The organism is bacterium, assembly GCA_022616075.1.
Lineage (GTDB): Bacteria > Acidobacteriota > HRBIN11 > JAKEFK01 > JAKEFK01 > JAKEFK01.
Genome location: JAKEFK010000338.1, coordinates 1 through 15,192 on the forward strand (window position 1 = coordinate 1; position 15,192 = coordinate 15,192).

Consider the following 15,192-nt stretch of genomic DNA (forward strand, 5'->3'; position numbering starts at 1 on the left):
ATTCCTTTTTCAACAACCGTTGTTGGCTCCAGCAAAACTGCGACCTTTTTCAAACCTTGCGGAATTTTCACCAGGTATTCGGGATCGTCCACATAATATTCGGTCAGATAACCATGACGCAGATTGATACCACGCTCATAGTACGTATCGTCTGTGGTCATATCATAGGTGCCGATTCGGTCATACAGACTGTGGCCAGGCCTGCGCACTGTTGCGACGACATAGTCGCCGGGCTGAAACTCCGTAACGTTCGAACCGACCATTTCTACCTGACCAAATGACTCATGGCCAACCACCAGAAAGTTGTAACCTTCCGGAGCCTGACCATATTCAGCAGCGTTAATCTCTTTGTCCGTGCCATCCACGCCGACGCGCAAAACTTTTACAAGTACCCCTCTTCCATCAGGAATCTCATTCACTGAAGGTTTGGGCAATTCAGCGAGATGGACGCTGTTCGGTTTTCCTGGAAACACCGCGATCCCTTTCATGATTATTTTCTCTCCTTCTTCATAAGATCAGGCCAGTTTTCGTTACCTTTTTTAATATTGCCCGGAATGTCCTGCTCCCAGATTTTTTTTGCGTCCCCGTTGTAGTTCAAGTACAATTTACCGTCAACAATCTTCCAGAATTCCGGATCAGCATCGTAGATGTAATTTTTGCTGGCTGCATAAGCGCAATAACCACCGAATTGTGGCGCATATTTCTGCGGATCTTTTGCAAACAGGTCCCGGTTGCTTTCGTTTGCGAAATACCACGTTGCTCCATTCCACTTATGCTGGATTTGCTTGTCCCCTTTCGTTGCTTTCGCGTCCTTGAAATAAGCAACGACATCGTAGCCTCGAACAGCAATCCTGTCCTTTGCGTTTACAAGCTGCGTCGCCTGATCGGCAAATGACAGCACGCTGATGATGAGAAGAAACACACAAATTGAAATTCTTTTCATGAAACCTCGCTTGATTAGTCGTAATTCAGAGTTGATACCTTACTATTCCCCGCTTTGTTGCAAGAGCTTTGCTACAAGCCCTGTCCAGCCGGTCTGGTGGCTTGCTCCGATGCCCGCACCGGTATCAGCATGAAAGTACTCGTGGAAAGGGATGTATTTACTCCAGTCTTCATTCTGCTGAAAGATTTCCGTTTCACCGAAAACAGGCCTGCGGCCTTTGTCATCATGCAAAAATACTCGCGTAAGTCTTTTCGATATTTCGGCGGCGACTTCCCACAAATTCATCATTTGACCTGAGCCCGTGGGGCATTCCACTTTGAAATCGTCGCCAAGGTAGTGATGAAATCTTTGCAGCGATTCGATCAGGAGGAAGTTTACGGGATACCAGATCGGACCCCGCCAGTTGGAGTTCCCCCCGAATAAACCGGTGCTGGATTCCGCCGGCTCATAATCGACACGATGTTCCGTTCCGTTCACACGTAATGTGTAAGGTTGATCCTTGTGGAAACGCGATAACGCGCGAATTCCATAAGGTGAGAGGAATTCATTTTCATCCAGCATTACTTTCAGGACACGGCGCAATCGTTCCGGCCACACGATTGAAAGAAGCCTGCGCTCCTTCATCCCTTGAGTTCTCATGCACGCAAGATTTTTCGTGAGGTCGCTTCTGTGATCGATGAACCACTCCAAGCGCTTCTTGAATCCCGGCAATTGATCCAGCGATTCCGGCTCCAGAGTTTCGACCGCGAAGAGCGGAATTAATCCAACCATGGAGCGCACTTTCATCGGAAAGAAACCTCCATCAGGAAGATGCAGGACATCATAAAAGAAACCATCTTCTTCATTCCACAACGAAACTTCATCGCCGCCGCGATAATTCATCGCGCGCGCAATATAAACAAAGTGTTCCCAGAACTTGCTGGCAACATCTTCGTAGGAGGGATCATCCTTTGCCAGCTCCAGCGCCATGGCAAGCATGTTCAAGCAGTACATACCCATCCAGCTGGTGCCATCCGACTGAGCGATGTGGCCTCCGGTAGGGAGAGGAGCGCTGCGGTCAAACACGCCGATGTTATCCAGACCGAGGAAGCCGCCCTGAAAAATGTTGCGGCCGTCCGCATCTTTGCGATTCACCCACCACGTGAAATTGAGCATCAGTTTTTGGAAGATGCGCTTCAGGAAAATCCTATCTCCTTCTCCGCGTCTCTTCTGTTCAATTTTGTAGACTCGCCATGCAGCCCAAGCGTGAACAGGCGGGTTCACATCGCCGAAAGCCCACTCGTACGCTGGAAGCTGGCCGTTGGGATGCATGTACCATTCGCGCGTGAATAGAACGAGCTGCTCTTTTGCGAAATCGGAATCCACCAGAGCCAGCGGGATGCAATGAAAAGCAAGGTCCCAGGCAGCGTACCACGGATACTCCCATTTATCAGGCATGGAAATCACGTCATCGTTGTAAAGGTGCGTCCACTCCTTGTTTCGACCGTTCAGACGTTCGCGCGGAGGAGCCGGTTGTCCGGGATCGCCGTTCAGCCATCGATCAATTTCGTATCCGTAGAACTGTTTGCTCCACAGCATGCCTGCGAATGCCTGCCGCATTACACTCTTTGCATCGTCCGAAAGATGGTCAGGAATTACTTTGGCGTAGAATTCATCTGCTTCCTGAATGCGAGCAGAAAAAGTTTTGGTGAAATTCTGTCCGAAAGGCTGCGCCAGGTCCTGATCAGCCAGACGAAGACGGATTGTTGCTGTTTCACCTGGCTGCAACAGCAATAAATAATGGGCAGATGCCTTCGTTCCTTTTTGCTCAGGATTGATCGCTTCCTTGTCTCCGTGAACAATGTACTCATCGATTCCATCTTTGAAATACCGCAAGCCATTGTCACTTCCGAATAGACGCTTCGCATTTGTTTCGTTTTCCGTGAACAGGAGCTCCGGAGATCCTTCAGTGTAGAGATACCGCTTTCCATACTTTTCATGATTCACTTCGATGCCGGATTTCACTTTCCGCAGCTCAGGTTTATTCTGGCTAACACCCCAGGACCATGTATTGCGGAACCAGATGGTCGGAAGTAAGTGGAGCTCGGCAGGATCCGGACCGCGATTGGTCGCGGTAATTTGAATCAGAATGTCTTCCGAAGATGCTTTCGCATACTCCGTTACAACATCAAAGTAGCGGTCTTCATTGAAAATACCGCTATCGATCAGCTCAAACTCACGACCTCCACGTCCGCGACGTCGGTTTTCATCGATGAGTTGCTGATAAGGGTAAGCCGCCTGCGCATATTTGTATAAATGCTTCATGTAAGAATGCGTGGGCGTGGAGTCAACATAGAAATAGTATTCTTTGACATCTTCTCCGTGATTCCCTTCATTGCCTGCCAGTCCGAACAATCGTTCTTTCAGAATTGGATCGCGTCCATTCCAGAGCGCAAGTGAAAAACAGATCAATTGATGCCGATCGGAGATTCCCGCCAATCCATCTTCGCCCCACCGGTAGGCTCTGGATCGCGCATGATCGTGCGGAAAAAATTCCCAGGCGTTTCCGTACATGCTGTAGTCTTCGCGAACAGTTCCCCACTGGCGCTCGCTGAGATAAGGACCCCACCGTTTCCAGTGTTTTTTTCGCTCATTTGCTTCCTGTAGTCGTTTTTCTTCGTTTGTCATGCCATCAACTCCCAAAACAATTGGCGGGCACTGAGGCCCGCCTTTACAATAAATCTAACTCTTTTCGGCAAGCGCGGCGGTGCCAAAATTGACACTGAATCGTTTGCACCAAACCGTAACCGCACGATATTTGTCCAGATCGAGATCTGTTGGCAGCTCATAATTCTGATCACCAGTCGTTCCTTTGATTGGTCCCAGCGAGACGAAACCTGCATTCTTCACGGTATCGTTATCTGCAGCATCTGGAGCGGCTACAAGATAAATGTTAACATCCGGACCGTTCGAAGTTTCAAAGTTCGTAAAACGGAGAACGCGCTTGCCATCGGGCAACTGATAGATGGCCGCAGTCCCTTTCGTTTCATGTGCAACAGAGTGGAAGGAACCTTGCCTCAGCGCTATCGGTTGATTTGAAGCGGACATGTCATTTTGCATCACGAGCGGGGCAGTTCCGAAATTGACACTAAATCGTTTGCACCAAACGGTCACCGAGCGGTACTGATTGAGATCCAGACCTGCCGGCAAATCGTAGTTCTGATCACCTGTCGTCCCTTTGATTGAGCCAAGCGAGACGAAACCTGCATTCTTTACAGTATCGTTGTCCATTACATCGGCTGCTGAAACCATGTAAATATTGACGTCAGGTCCGTTCGAGGTTTCGAATTGTGAAAGACGCAGGACGCGCTTTCCGTCCGGCAATTCGTAAATGGCAGCCACGCCCTTCGTCTCATGTGCCCCGCTGTGGAAATTGCCTCGAGCCAGCAGAACCGGTTGTTGAGAGCCTGCTGCGTTTACCACAGGGAATGTTTCGTTTACCTGAGTCTTGATAAACAATCGTTCCGGGCGAAAAAGATACCAGCCCACTGCGGCGATGACTACTGCAAAAATGATGATTGCTTTCTTCATTGTAATTCCTCCTTATTGATGAGAGAGCATTATTTTTAGAACCTGGTTCACCTGTGGATAGGTGAAGTTGTCTTTAACAGTGTGAGTCAAGATGAACGTTTTACTCAACATAAAATTTTCTCCTTCAATTTGATTGCTTTATCAACATTCCAAAATTGCAGTGGAAAATGCACCGTTGGCCGTTGTGATGATGCAGTTTCGCGCAAAACACTTGATGCAGGCCTTTCGTGCGCACATAGGTTTCCGCAGCAAGTAACATTCCCAACAACGGCCCGGCAAAATAAATCCAGATGGATCTCCAATCATTCGCGAAGAATGCAGAACCGACAGATCGCGCGGGATTCATACTCATTCCGGAAAAGGGCGCTTCAAATGTGATGTAAAGCGCAATCAATGCTCCTGCGAAAAACACCGTATATCTGCTGAGTTTTGAATGATTGGAAACAATCAGGACCGTAAACATCAGGACAAATGAAATCGCCGCCTCCGCCAGAAATGCGATGGCTACACCCGCAGGTCCCGGGACAGTCACTGCATAATGAACGGCCGGATGCTCCAGATATGCGCGGATGAACAAAGCGCAAAGAAGGACACCCAGAACTCCTCCAAGAAACTGTGCGGCGGAATAAAAGAATGCATCTCCGAAGGAGATTTTTTTCAAACGGAAGAAGGTCCAGGTCAGAGCCGGGTTCAAATGGCCGCCCGATCGTTTTCCCCAGGGCGAAGAGATGATGAAAATAGCTGTTAAACCCATGGCGATTCCGGTCAAGACACGGCGAATGAATTGGTCAGGAATCCAGTGACGAACAGTGGACCCGGGATGCTCAAGAAGCGCTGTGAAGAAGCATGCAGAAATCATGAAGGTGCCAAGTCCCCAGGCTTCGATTAAGTACTCAGGCCAGTGGCGTTTGAAGGTTTCGGCTAAGGGTTCGTCCATGATGGTTTGGTCGCGATGGGGTCAGAATTCTTACAGGGGGATGTGGTGCGGGTGACTAGCTTTGCGGGCGAGTCGCCCGCACCACATCCAAACGTGCTATAACCTCCATATGCCTGACATGCGGAAGATCCAATATACGCCGGAGGGGGAGCAAATCATTTTTCGGCAGCTTCGATGGGGACAGGTAATCATCCAATCGATCTGGGTAATTGGTGTTTGCATCCTTCTGTACTGGAGCGCTCCTGCAATACAGGCTTATTTCGAACGCGGGGAAATCACAGGCGCCGCGCGACACCTGGAACGTTTCCATCTATCCGGCCGCGCCACATTCGCAGCAATGCTCGCATGGTGTGGATTCCTGGGATGGTGGGGACTGGGTGGACTTTATGAGATTGCCAAAGTCTTCTATTATCGCGAGCGGTTTCTTTTGCGCTCAGAAGCCCTTATTGTGCAGCGTCGCAAACTTTTAACGCGCGAGATCGTTTTGCATTCGTACCAGCCAATGGCGCTCCGTCTGCGCTCAGCGGATGGAGCTCTCGAAGCAGAGACGAAAACAGGCGCACAACTGCTTACCGATGGCGGCACGATTGATGATCGGCGCTGGCTGCTGGATATCTTGAAACAACGTTATAAGACCCCCGTCGATTTGCCGGCGGTCACTGCAAATACACGCGAACGGATTGGAACGTACATCGTTGAACAGCGAACCGATGGATCTTTGCGAATTTCCTCTTCCGGCCTTTCCACAATCGGGTGCTCGGTGATCGCGGGAATCATTGCAGTTGGATTGGTAGGGCTTTCATTTCGTCTGTTTACCAACGGATCGGACGCCGGAGTGCTCAGCTTGTTTTTTGCCATAACGTTTGCTTTCATCGGACTGGCTGCGCTCAATCGCCGAACAGTGGAAGCATCACGCGGAAAACTACGCGTGAAATGGAGTGGCCCTGTCGGTTCTCTCATTCGCCGTATTTTCGCCAAAGATCCTCGGTTTGCAAAATTTCAATTTGGTGAAGGAGAACTTACAAGCGACACGGGCATGCTGGCTATGCAAACTACACACAAGACAAAAGCAAGTGCACCGAGTTACAATCTGGTGCTTTTGCGCACGTATTTAGAAGAAGCGGATGAGGAGGAAGGAGTGGAACAGGAAGAACGTGTGCGCGAGGATCTTGTCCTAAATGTTTACGGGGCAAGGTAGTGAGTTCATAGCAGAGCATCTTCTGAGTTTGCTGTCGGAGGCGACGGGATTTGAGATTAGGAAATGAGAATGCGCTCTGTTAGCGGCGGAAAGCGAAACGGAGTCCGGACCAGATTTCATCAACGGCACAGACTTTAATATCTACCATGCCGTTTGCAACACCAATATCGCGGACAATATTTTCGTTCAGATCGGTTTTCACTTTTGAGGATCCTTTTGGCCAGGAGATCCACAAAATTCCCTTGGGAGCCAGGTAATTTTTCAGCTCCGGAAATCTCTTCGAGAGCTCACTTCGCTCCTTCGTGAAAAAATGAATGAATGCCATGCCCGCCCTGAGTTTCTTTGCACGTAAAACGCCTTCAGGCAGTGGGGTTAACGTCTGATCGTAATCGGGAGGAGCATTCACGATGCCGATTTCGGCTCCTTCCTTGATTCCAAGTTTTTCCGGCAACGAACGTTTTGAATATCCGGCCATAGTCTCTATTATACTTTCATGGTCGAATTGCTTGGCTTAGAACCCAAAGAAATTGCAGCGTTGATCGGTGGTCCCGAATACCGCTCGATGCAAGTTTTTGAATGGCTCTACCATCGCGGAGTGCAGGATTTTTCTGCGATGACCAATCTTCCCCGCGAGCTCCGCGACCAATTAGCTGCAAACTTTACAGCCACTCTTCCTGAAGTTGTGGAAGTGCAGCACAGCAGCGATGGGACGTCCAAATATGCGCTGCGAGCCGGAACAGAAATAATTGAGTCTGTTCACATGCCGGAAGAGGGACGCGAAACTCTCTGCATTTCCAGCCAGGCGGGTTGTTCTTTTGGCTGCAAATTCTGTGTCACTGCGCGCATGAATTTGCGCCGGCATCTTACTGCGGGAGAGATTGTGGGACAGGTTTTGCTTGCAATTAAAACTCACGGGAGGCCGCTGAGACTCAATATTGTCTTTATGGGCATGGGAGAACCGATGCACAACTATGACAACGTCATGAAAGCATTCCGCATCATGACGCATCCGCGCGGACTCGCCATTTCACCCCGGCGCATCACAGTCTCCACGGTTGGATTCATTCCCTCACTCCTCCGGTTGAAATCAGAGCCTGTAATTCCGAATATCGCCGTTTCTTTAAACGCGCCGAGCAACAAATTACGAAACGATTTGATGCCCATAAATAGAATCTATCCGATTGAAAAACTGATGAAGACTTTGCAAGAGTTGCCTTTGAAACATCGCCAAAGAATCACGTTTGAGTACGTTTTGCTAAAAGGTGTTAATGATTCTCCCGAACATGCACAGCAACTCGTGGAGATTACGAGAGCGATAAAGAGCAAAATCAATTTGATTCCCCTCAATCCTGATCCCCACCTTCCTTATGAGCGGCCTGAGGAACAAACAATCGACCGCTTTGCATCCGTTCTGGTGCGCGCCGGCCGTACAGTAGCTATCCGGCGGAGCCGGGGTCCGGACATCAGCGCCGCGTGCGGCCAATTAGGCACGCACTACATAGACCCCAAATGGATTCCGCTGAGCCTTACATAAATCAATGTAGCGCGGGCGTCCCGCCTGCGGAACTGCGCAGACGAGACATCCGCGCTACACTGATGTCAGGAAAAGCACGCAACTCCGACCTATTACCATATAATTATCATCTGGAGGAAGAATGGCTGAAAATCGCAGCTTGTTTATTCCAGTCATCCTTGGAACAACGCGTCAGGGCCGCATGAGCGAACATGTCGCGCGATTTGTTTTGGCAGAGATTTCAAAACGTGAAGGTGTAACCACCCAGCTCGTCGATATTCGCGAGCTACCTTTGCCGAACAACGACGCAGGCGAAGCCATAAAAGATCCAGGGTTTTCCGACATTGCCAACCGGGCAGATGGTTTCATCATCGTTGCTCCGGAATACAATCACGGCTACCCGGGCATGTTAAAGCACGTTCTGGATAGCAATTTGAAGGAGTACATTCACAAAGCTGCAGGAATCGTCGGAGTATCTGCTGGTCCGTTCGGCGGAACGCGAGTGATTCAAAACATGCTGCCGGTCCTCCGTGAACTTGGGCTCGTGACAATTTTCTGGGATGGAAATTTTTCAAGCGTGCAGAATGCGTTTGATTCTACCGGAAAACTGCAGGATCAAGCTTACGTGCGGCGTCTGGAAAAATTCATCAAGGAGCTAATCTGGATGTCAAAAGTCCTTCGTTATGGCCGAGAAAACGTTTCACTCGAATAGGGATCATCTATGAGTAAAAAGAAAATGATTTGTCCTGACTGCGATGTAGAAATGAACTACCACGCTGAAAAAATCGATTACAGCGTTCAGGATCCGAAAGCGATCGATCCTGCTTTTGGCGGCGTGGTGGAAGAAGCCCACACGTGCCCCGAGTGCGGAAAAACTAGTTTAAAAAAGGCGGACTAAGAGATAGGGTTGGTTTTGGGAAGCCGAACGAACCAGGCTGAGAAACCAAGCACGATCACGACAACTGCGAGCAAGTAAAAAATTGCGGCGTAGGAACCGGTAATCGCCAGGCATTGTGCAAGAATGATCGGACCCACAGCGGACGCAAGAACGGTCATCGTTTGCGCTGAACCTTGAATTATCCCGAGATGAGCTCTTCCGTAAACGCGGCTCCAGAAAGAGAAAAAGATTACGATCACAAAACCGCCTGCCAGACCCATGATCAGAGCGTACAAAACTACGTGCGTTTGCGTTTGCACATGCGGAAGCACAAGAAGCGAAGCGGCCAGAAGGGCCATTGCTGTGGCCATCAGCCGGTTGATCTTCCATTTTTCTGTGAGCCATCCGCCAAGAAAATTTCCAATCAGCGCGGTCAACGCGGTAATCACGAGAGTGCGATGGTATGTGGAGGCATCGAAACCACGCTCCGCAAGAATGGATTCATTAAAGAGCGCGATCCCGGAAGCGATCAGTCCATAGATCGAACTGGAAGCCGCAAAGATCCAGAATGCAGGCGTGGAAAGCGCCTCACGCAAAGTGAAACTCTTCTGCGGTTCAATGGAATCCGATTCCCGCTGCATTTCCCGGTCATTGACCAGGCCATATGCCTCCGGCGAACGACGCACAAACAACCATGCCGCCGGCGCAAGGACGAGAAGGAGCGCGTACCCAACGAGACTCCATGCATGACGCCAGCCGTCCCTGAGCACCACGGAACCCACAACCGGGAATGCAATCATAAACCCGACACTCAAAAGTATCGTGTACACCGCCATTGCCAGACTTAATCTGCGAACAAACCACTGTCCAACAATCGTAATACTTACAACCGAAAGGGCGCTTTGTCCGAAGCCCCTCGTCAGCGCAATCAGAACTGTCATCAGAAGGATTCCCTGCACTCCACTCATCGCCAACACCACAATTCCAAGAACCAGAGATACAAGGGTAAGAATCGTCCTGCTGCCGAAACGATCGATGAAACGGCCGATGCCAATCGCGAAAAGCGATCCCAGAAGGGTTGCCCAGAGATTCATTTGAGCAAATACAACACGATCGAGCTGCAAGTCTTTCAGCAAAGGCTCCGTAATCAACCCGAGCCCCTGCGTGCGGCCAGGCAAGGTGCCGACCATCGCAAACGCGGCAACGACCAGATTGATCCAGCCATAGTAGAACGAGGATCGCCCAGGATGGATTGAATCAACGGCGATTGATTTCATGTTTTAGATACCACTGATCTCTTCAGGGAATTTCTGACTACCCTGTAAACAAAAAGAGGAGCCACTGCAGCTGTAAATAATAGGGCGGCCCAGCGCAGAAGTCCGCCTTCAAAGACGACCGTTGCGTTAAAGAAAATAAAATAGAGAAACGCATGCCATGCGATCGAAACGATCGGCGGCCGATTCCGGTATTTTTCGATTCCGCGCCACCACCAGATCACATCTGCGATCCAGCCGATCATCAAGATAAAGTTGATGTACAACCCACCACCCCAGTAGAGCCCGTAAACTTCGGACGTCTGCCGCGCTGTTTCCAGATAAGCCGATTCATGACTCCAGTTGTGAAAAAAGTGATACGCGCAAATGATGTGCGCCAGAAGTCCGGCGCACGCGACGGTCCAAAAAATTCTTGCCGTTGCATCCCAGCTCCGCCTTCCCCGCGCAAAAAGGAAGAGCACCAGCCCGGATGCGTATCCGGCAAGCGACAGCCATACGGTTGCGCGTGTCAGTAATTCACCAACGGGCATAAGAATCATTCGTAATGCAAAGCCAGATTCGGATCGAGTGAAGCCGCTCTCTCCGCAGGAATCATACAGGCGATGATGGCAGCAAAAAAGAGGCTCAATGACGCGCTCAAAAGGGTCACCGGATCATTCCCCTGCACACCAAACAAAAATTTCTGGAGCAAAGTAGAAGCAACCCACGCACAGCAAAGGCCTATTGCAATTCCAAAAAGGACCAGACTCGATCCTTTCTTCAATATCCAGATGCGAATTTCGCCGCGGGTTGCGCCGAGTGCCATGCGCAAACCGATTTCGCGTGTTCTGCGAACAGTGTCAAAGGAAAGCATTCCATAAACTCCTGCTAAAGCCAAAATGAATCCAAGGAATGCAAAGGAGCCTACCAAGGAAGCAACAAATCGTTCGCGACCGGTTGATTCATCACTTAGCTGTTTTAACGTGGTTATGTCCTGGGCAGGTTGAAGCGGATCTATTTTCAAGAAGGCGTCTCTGATTTGCGACGCGGAATCCACATGGATTTGATTGAACCGCACAACAACATTCATGACACTGTACGGAATCTGGGCGTCCGGAACATACAGTTCAGGGACTGCATCGGACAGCAGTCCATAGGAATGTGTGGTGGCGACAACGCCGACTACTTGATACGTTTGCCAATCGGCCCAGAAAAATCGTAAACGCTTTCCGACCGCATTTTCTCCGGGCCACGCCTGCCTGGCAAGTTTCTCGTTTACAATAACCGCAAAAGGCCGCGATTCATCATCGTCTGAAGAAAAAGGACGTCCTTGCAGCAGTGCGATTTGTAAAGTTTCAAAATATCCGGGAGTCACCGAACGAAAAGAAGCATGTGGAGAAAGAGAGGGTTCCCTCTGCGGACGGTCTTCCCTGTGATACGGAACTTCGAAATCGATACCGAATTTTCCCATCGGAATCACAGTCCCCGCAGCGGCATTTCTAACCCCGGGAATCTCTTTTAGTCCGGCAATCAAATTTTGATAGTAGTCCGATTTTTTGGCAGGATCCGTGTACTTCGGACCGTCGAGCGCCTGTTGAATCACCACAATATCGTTTGCTAGAAAGCCGGGTTGGACACTACTCATGCGAATAAAACTCTGGACCAATAAAGCTGCAGATACAACAAGCACAAAAGAGAAAGCAATCTGAATAATGACAAGAATTTTCCGGATCATTGCGCCCAGACCGCCGGCAACGGCACTTCTTCCTTCTCTCAGCGCGGCACCGATTTCGCGATCCTGAAAGTGGATCGCCGGCGACATGCCGAATAGCAATCCGGCCAGAGTTGTGATCACCAGCGTGTAGACCAAACTTTCATTCTCGACTTGAACCGTGATTAAGCCGGGAAGAATTTGCGGTTCCAGATACAGGAACATGCTCACCAGCCATTGGGCGAACAAAAATCCTGCGGCGCCACCGGCAATGAACAAAACCAGATTTTCCGTGAGTAGCTGGCGGAAAAGGCGCCACTTTGATGCTCCCAACAACATCCGAAGTGTGAATTCACGCTTGCGGTCAAATGCGCGAATCATCATGAGATTCGATATGTTTGAGCAGGAAATAAGGAGCACCAACGTCACCGCAATGGAAAGAATCATCAATGGAGTTCGAAGTGAGGAGGTCAGGTGTTGTTGCATTGGAATTAATGCAATCCCCTCTCTGGCGTTCGAGGATGGATACTCTTTCTCCAATTTCGCAGCGATCGAATCGAGATCCGTCCGGGCCTGTTCATCCGTGACTCCCTGTTTTAAACGCGCGAGAACTTGAAGATAATTCTGGCCACGATCGATTTCATTCGCGCGCAACAACAACGGAATCCAGATTTCCGCATCACCTGAGGGACTCCTGAAATGCTCGGGCATCACTCCGACAATGCGATACTTCTCCTCATCCAGTTGTATCAAGCTACCCACGGCAGCGCGGCTGGATGCGAAATGTGATTGCCAGAAACCATGACTGAGTACAGCGACGTTGCTGGTTGTTTTTTCCTCCTCATCTAAAAACGTTCTTCCCAGTGACGCATCCGTCTTTAATACTGAGAAAAAATTTGCCGTCACAGAGACCGCATCGATTTCTTTTGCGGGAACCTGACTTGTTAAAGTCATCGAAGAGGGTCTTGTCCATGCGGCGATTCCTTCGAGTGTCCGGTTCCGCTCACGCCAGTCGATCAAGTTCGAAACCGATGTCATTTTCAAATCAGCGCGCGCCGTTCGGTCGATTTCCCACAAACGTACGAGCTTGTTGAATTCCGGAAACGGGAGAGGCTGAATCAACACAGCGTGAACAATGCTGAAAATCGCCGTATTCGCGCCGGTTCCGAGTGCCAGAATCAAAATGATGATCGCGGTAAAACCAGGACGCTTTCGCACGGTTCGGATCGAATTTCTCAGCTCACTTGTGAAATTCTGCATTACCGTTCAGCTTAATGCAATTTAAGATGCCGCTCCATATTTAAGGTGCAGACAGCACAGAATCGGTGCCGAACGGACGAAAAAACAAATGTAAAGGCCCGCCCCCTCCTGGTAAAAGAATGAGTTGACAAAGTCAACTCATTGTAGGAATGCTGTATCTAACTTATGGATGTGGAAGAGTGGATGGAAAAGGCGGATGATCTTCAGGATAAGGAATTACAAGATTTTCGGCGGACCATCTGTCTTTTGGGAAGTCATCACGGTGTTGCAGCTGTGGGCTCTTGCAAAAGGTGTCGCGGATACACGAGCAGCATGTCAATGCAGATTTGCAAGTCTTGCGGTGAGAAGCTAGGCGTATGCCCGTTTGATTTGTTCATGGTTGGTTGGGGAGATGACTCTATTGGAAATGCGGAAGCTCTGGCAATCAACTGGTTGGCGCTATGGATGAGGGGTTTCTCTTACGAAAGAAAGGCAGCGAAACGGGCTTTGCCACAATTCAAGATAATCAAAGTTGTTCAGGCTTTTCAGAAAATGGAATCAGCAGCAAAAGACCTTCCCGTTAGGCAGAATCGTTCTCCTGCTCGCGCTGAGATGATCATTGGTTTTCGGGGTATGCTTCCAGAATCAGTCGTACCGGGAGGTTCCTTTCTTGGCGGCATTGTTGTTCGCGTGAATCCGAAGCTCCGGAGCTGCCTGGTCCGCACGGAGGAAGCAGTTCATCTTGAAGATCTCGCTGCCTTTGATTCTACCCTCGCCTTCATCGAATTGAATTCAATGTACTGATCTTTGTTCCCTTCGTTATCTTCTGTTTAGAAAATCTGTGTTCATCTGTGTTTATCTGTGGTTTCATTGAACCGTGCCATTCATCGATGTGGCAGGAAAACAGCTCGAGTACGAACGTTGGGTCAACCCGGTAAGCAAACCCACACTGGTCTTCTTGCATGAAGGACTCGGTTCGCTTTCAATGTGGCGTGATTTTCCGGAGCAGGTGGCGCGCAGGACCGGATGTTCTGCGCTGGCTTACAGCAGGGCCGGCTATGGAAACTCAGACCCTGCGGACCTTCCCCGTTCAGTTGATTTCATGCATGAAGAAGCGATCCGTGTCCTTCCTGAATTCTTGCAAAAAATGCAGGAACGCGAGGTCATACTTGTGGGACACAGCGATGGCGGCTCGATCGCTCTGATCTATTCTGCAACTCCGGTTGTGCCTGTGCGCGCTCTGGTGCTGGAGTCGCCGCATGTGTTTGTGGAAGAAACAACCATTCAAAGTATCAGTGCAGCAAAAGAACAATACCTGCGCGGTGATTTGAAACGCCGTTTTGCAAAACATCACGGCCGCGTGGATGAAACGTTTCTCGGCTGGAGCGATGTCTGGCTCCGGCCTGAGTTTGCTTTCTGGAATATTGAGACTTTCTTGCCTGAAATCAAAATTCCGGCTCTAGTGATTCAAGGTGAAGAGGACCGCTTCGGGACGATCCAGCAGGTCGAAGCAATCAAGAAAGGATGTGGCGGTCCGGTAGAGATCTGCATAATTCCGGAATGCGGACACAGTCCACACCGCGAAAAACCTCAGCAAACGTTGGAACAAATAGTGAGTTACATCGAGCGGTTCAATTAGCTGATTATCACATTTTGGACCATTACGAATACCGGCCTTGGAACAAGTATCCCTGTTCCTCTCGAATATGTCTCTGATGGAGATCTATTACATTACCTTCCGTGAGCTTGGCGAAGAAGAAGCACGCCAAATACTCGCGTTGGTGCAATCACTGCCGGTAAAAGCCTTACCATTAAACGATGATCTCGTAGTGACGGCAGGAGATTTCAAAGGCCGCTTTCGGATATCCGTAGCAGACGCCTGGATAGCAGCAACAGCAAAATTGCTAGGCTTAACTCTGGTTCACAAGGATCCTGAGTTTGAACCGTTAAA

Annotated in this window: 16 protein-coding genes; 7 read left to right on the forward strand and 9 right to left on the reverse strand. The window is 49.7% G+C overall.

The window, feature by feature from the left end; genetic code table 11:
• The 5 genes from L0156_26340 to L0156_26360 form a co-directional block, all read right to left on the reverse strand.
• Positions 1 to 488, reverse strand: a 488-nt coding sequence (locus L0156_26340; GenBank protein MCI0606519.1) for an alcohol dehydrogenase catalytic domain-containing protein, incomplete at its 3' end; no start/stop codon positions are given.
• 2 nt (positions 489 to 490) lie between these two features.
• On the reverse strand, positions 491 to 943 hold the full coding sequence (locus L0156_26345; protein MCI0606520.1) for a YHS domain protein: 453 nt from the start codon (positions 941 to 943) through the stop codon (positions 491 to 493).
• A 42-nt stretch (positions 944 to 985) separates the two neighbouring features.
• Positions 986 to 3,610: a glucosidase gene (locus L0156_26350; protein MCI0606521.1), complete on the reverse strand. Its 2,625-nt coding sequence runs from the start codon at positions 3,608 to 3,610 to the stop codon at positions 986 to 988.
• A 54-nt stretch (positions 3,611 to 3,664) separates the two neighbouring features.
• Complete coding sequence (locus tag L0156_26355) at positions 3,665 to 4,513, reverse strand: DM13 domain-containing protein (protein ID MCI0606522.1); 849 nt, start codon at positions 4,511 to 4,513, stop codon at positions 3,665 to 3,667.
• 124 nt (positions 4,514 to 4,637) lie between these two features.
• Positions 4,638 to 5,450 carry an aquaporin gene (locus L0156_26360; GenBank protein ID MCI0606523.1) on the reverse strand — a complete coding sequence of 271 codons (813 nt, stop codon included), beginning with the start codon at positions 5,448 to 5,450 and terminating at the stop codon, positions 4,638 to 4,640.
• Between the two features lie 109 nt (positions 5,451 to 5,559).
• Here L0156_26360 and L0156_26365 point away from each other — a divergent pair, with 109 nt between their 5' ends.
• Positions 5,560 to 6,648, forward strand: a complete 1,089-nt coding sequence (locus tag L0156_26365; GenBank protein ID MCI0606524.1) for a hypothetical protein — start codon at positions 5,560 to 5,562, stop codon at positions 6,646 to 6,648.
• Positions 6,649 to 6,727: 79 nt separating this feature from the next.
• Here the strand turns inward: L0156_26365 and L0156_26370 are convergent, their stop codons facing one another.
• Positions 6,728 to 7,123: a DUF3052 domain-containing protein gene (locus L0156_26370; GenBank protein ID MCI0606525.1), complete on the reverse strand. Its 396-nt coding sequence runs from the start codon at positions 7,121 to 7,123 to the stop codon at positions 6,728 to 6,730.
• Positions 7,124 to 7,141: 18 nt separating this feature from the next.
• Here L0156_26370 and rlmN point away from each other — a divergent pair, with 18 nt between their 5' ends.
• From rlmN to L0156_26385, 3 genes are all read left to right on the forward strand, one after another.
• Entirely contained in the window at positions 7,142 to 8,182 is a 1,041-nt protein-coding gene (rlmN, locus tag L0156_26375) for a 23S rRNA (adenine(2503)-C(2))-methyltransferase RlmN (GenBank protein ID MCI0606526.1), read from the forward strand.
• A gap of 121 nt (positions 8,183 to 8,303) precedes the next feature.
• A complete protein-coding gene (locus L0156_26380; protein MCI0606527.1) occupies positions 8,304 to 8,873 on the forward strand; it encodes an NAD(P)H-dependent oxidoreductase in 570 nt (189 codons plus the stop codon).
• A 9-nt stretch (positions 8,874 to 8,882) separates the two neighbouring features.
• The gene (locus tag L0156_26385) at positions 8,883 to 9,059 is read left to right on the forward strand and encodes a hypothetical protein (GenBank protein MCI0606528.1); all 177 of its coding nucleotides are present in this window, start codon (positions 8,883 to 8,885) and stop codon (positions 9,057 to 9,059) included.
• On the opposite strand, the gene L0156_26390 is transcribed toward L0156_26385, so the two are convergent.
• The 3 genes from L0156_26390 to L0156_26400 are packed head-to-tail and all read right to left on the reverse strand — an operon-like array spanning position 9,056 to position 13,262.
• A complete protein-coding gene (locus tag L0156_26390) occupies positions 9,056 to 10,315 on the reverse strand; it encodes an MFS transporter (protein MCI0606529.1) in 1,260 nt (419 codons plus the stop codon). The genes L0156_26385 and L0156_26390 overlap by 4 nt on opposite strands.
• Entirely contained in the window at positions 10,312 to 10,851 is a 540-nt protein-coding gene (locus L0156_26395) for a hypothetical protein (protein ID MCI0606530.1), read from the reverse strand. Before L0156_26395 ends, L0156_26390 begins: the two co-directional genes overlap by 4 nt.
• A complete protein-coding gene (locus tag L0156_26400) occupies positions 10,848 to 13,262 on the reverse strand; it encodes an ABC transporter permease (GenBank protein MCI0606531.1) in 2,415 nt (804 codons plus the stop codon). The genes L0156_26395 and L0156_26400 overlap by 4 nt, the downstream gene beginning before the upstream one ends.
• Positions 13,263 to 13,427: 165 nt before the next feature.
• Here L0156_26400 and L0156_26405 point away from each other — a divergent pair, with 165 nt between their 5' ends.
• The 3 genes from L0156_26405 to L0156_26415 all read left to right on the forward strand — a co-directional run.
• On the forward strand, positions 13,428 to 14,045 hold the full coding sequence (locus L0156_26405; GenBank protein MCI0606532.1) for a hypothetical protein: 618 nt from the start codon (positions 13,428 to 13,430) through the stop codon (positions 14,043 to 14,045).
• A gap of 73 nt (positions 14,046 to 14,118) precedes the next feature.
• Positions 14,119 to 14,880, forward strand: a complete 762-nt coding sequence (locus L0156_26410; protein ID MCI0606533.1) for an alpha/beta hydrolase — start codon at positions 14,119 to 14,121, stop codon at positions 14,878 to 14,880.
• A gap of 76 nt (positions 14,881 to 14,956) precedes the next feature.
• On the forward strand, positions 14,957 to 15,192 hold a 236-nt coding region (locus L0156_26415; protein ID MCI0606534.1), incomplete at its 3' end, for a PIN domain-containing protein.

Coding starts and splice junctions, on each gene's coding strand:
- L0156_26345 (MCI0606520.1), bottom strand. CDS start 943: ATGAAAAGAATTTCAATTTGTGTGTTTCTTCTCATCATCAGCGTGCTG.
- rlmN (MCI0606526.1), top strand. CDS start 7,142: ATGGTCGAATTGCTTGGCTTAGAACCCAAAGAAATTGCAGCGTTGATC.
- L0156_26365 (MCI0606524.1), top strand. CDS start 5,560: ATGCCTGACATGCGGAAGATCCAATATACGCCGGAGGGGGAGCAAATC.
- L0156_26400 (MCI0606531.1), bottom strand. CDS start 13,262: ATGCAGAATTTCACAAGTGAGCTGAGAAATTCGATCCGAACCGTGCGA.
- L0156_26360 (MCI0606523.1), bottom strand. CDS start 5,450: ATGGACGAACCCTTAGCCGAAACCTTCAAACGCCACTGGCCTGAGTAC.
- L0156_26350 (MCI0606521.1), bottom strand. CDS start 3,610: ATGACAAACGAAGAAAAACGACTACAGGAAGCAAATGAGCGAAAAAAA.
- L0156_26395 (MCI0606530.1), bottom strand. CDS start 10,851: ATGATTCTTATGCCCGTTGGTGAATTACTGACACGCGCAACCGTATGG.
- L0156_26380 (MCI0606527.1), top strand. CDS start 8,304: ATGGCTGAAAATCGCAGCTTGTTTATTCCAGTCATCCTTGGAACAACG.
- L0156_26405 (MCI0606532.1), top strand. CDS start 13,428: ATGGATGTGGAAGAGTGGATGGAAAAGGCGGATGATCTTCAGGATAAG.
- L0156_26390 (MCI0606529.1), bottom strand. CDS start 10,315: ATGAAATCAATCGCCGTTGATTCAATCCATCCTGGGCGATCCTCGTTC.
- L0156_26355 (MCI0606522.1), bottom strand. CDS start 4,513: ATGAAGAAAGCAATCATCATTTTTGCAGTAGTCATCGCCGCAGTGGGC.
- L0156_26370 (MCI0606525.1), bottom strand. CDS start 7,123: ATGGCCGGATATTCAAAACGTTCGTTGCCGGAAAAACTTGGAATCAAG.
- L0156_26385 (MCI0606528.1), top strand. CDS start 8,883: ATGAGTAAAAAGAAAATGATTTGTCCTGACTGCGATGTAGAAATGAAC.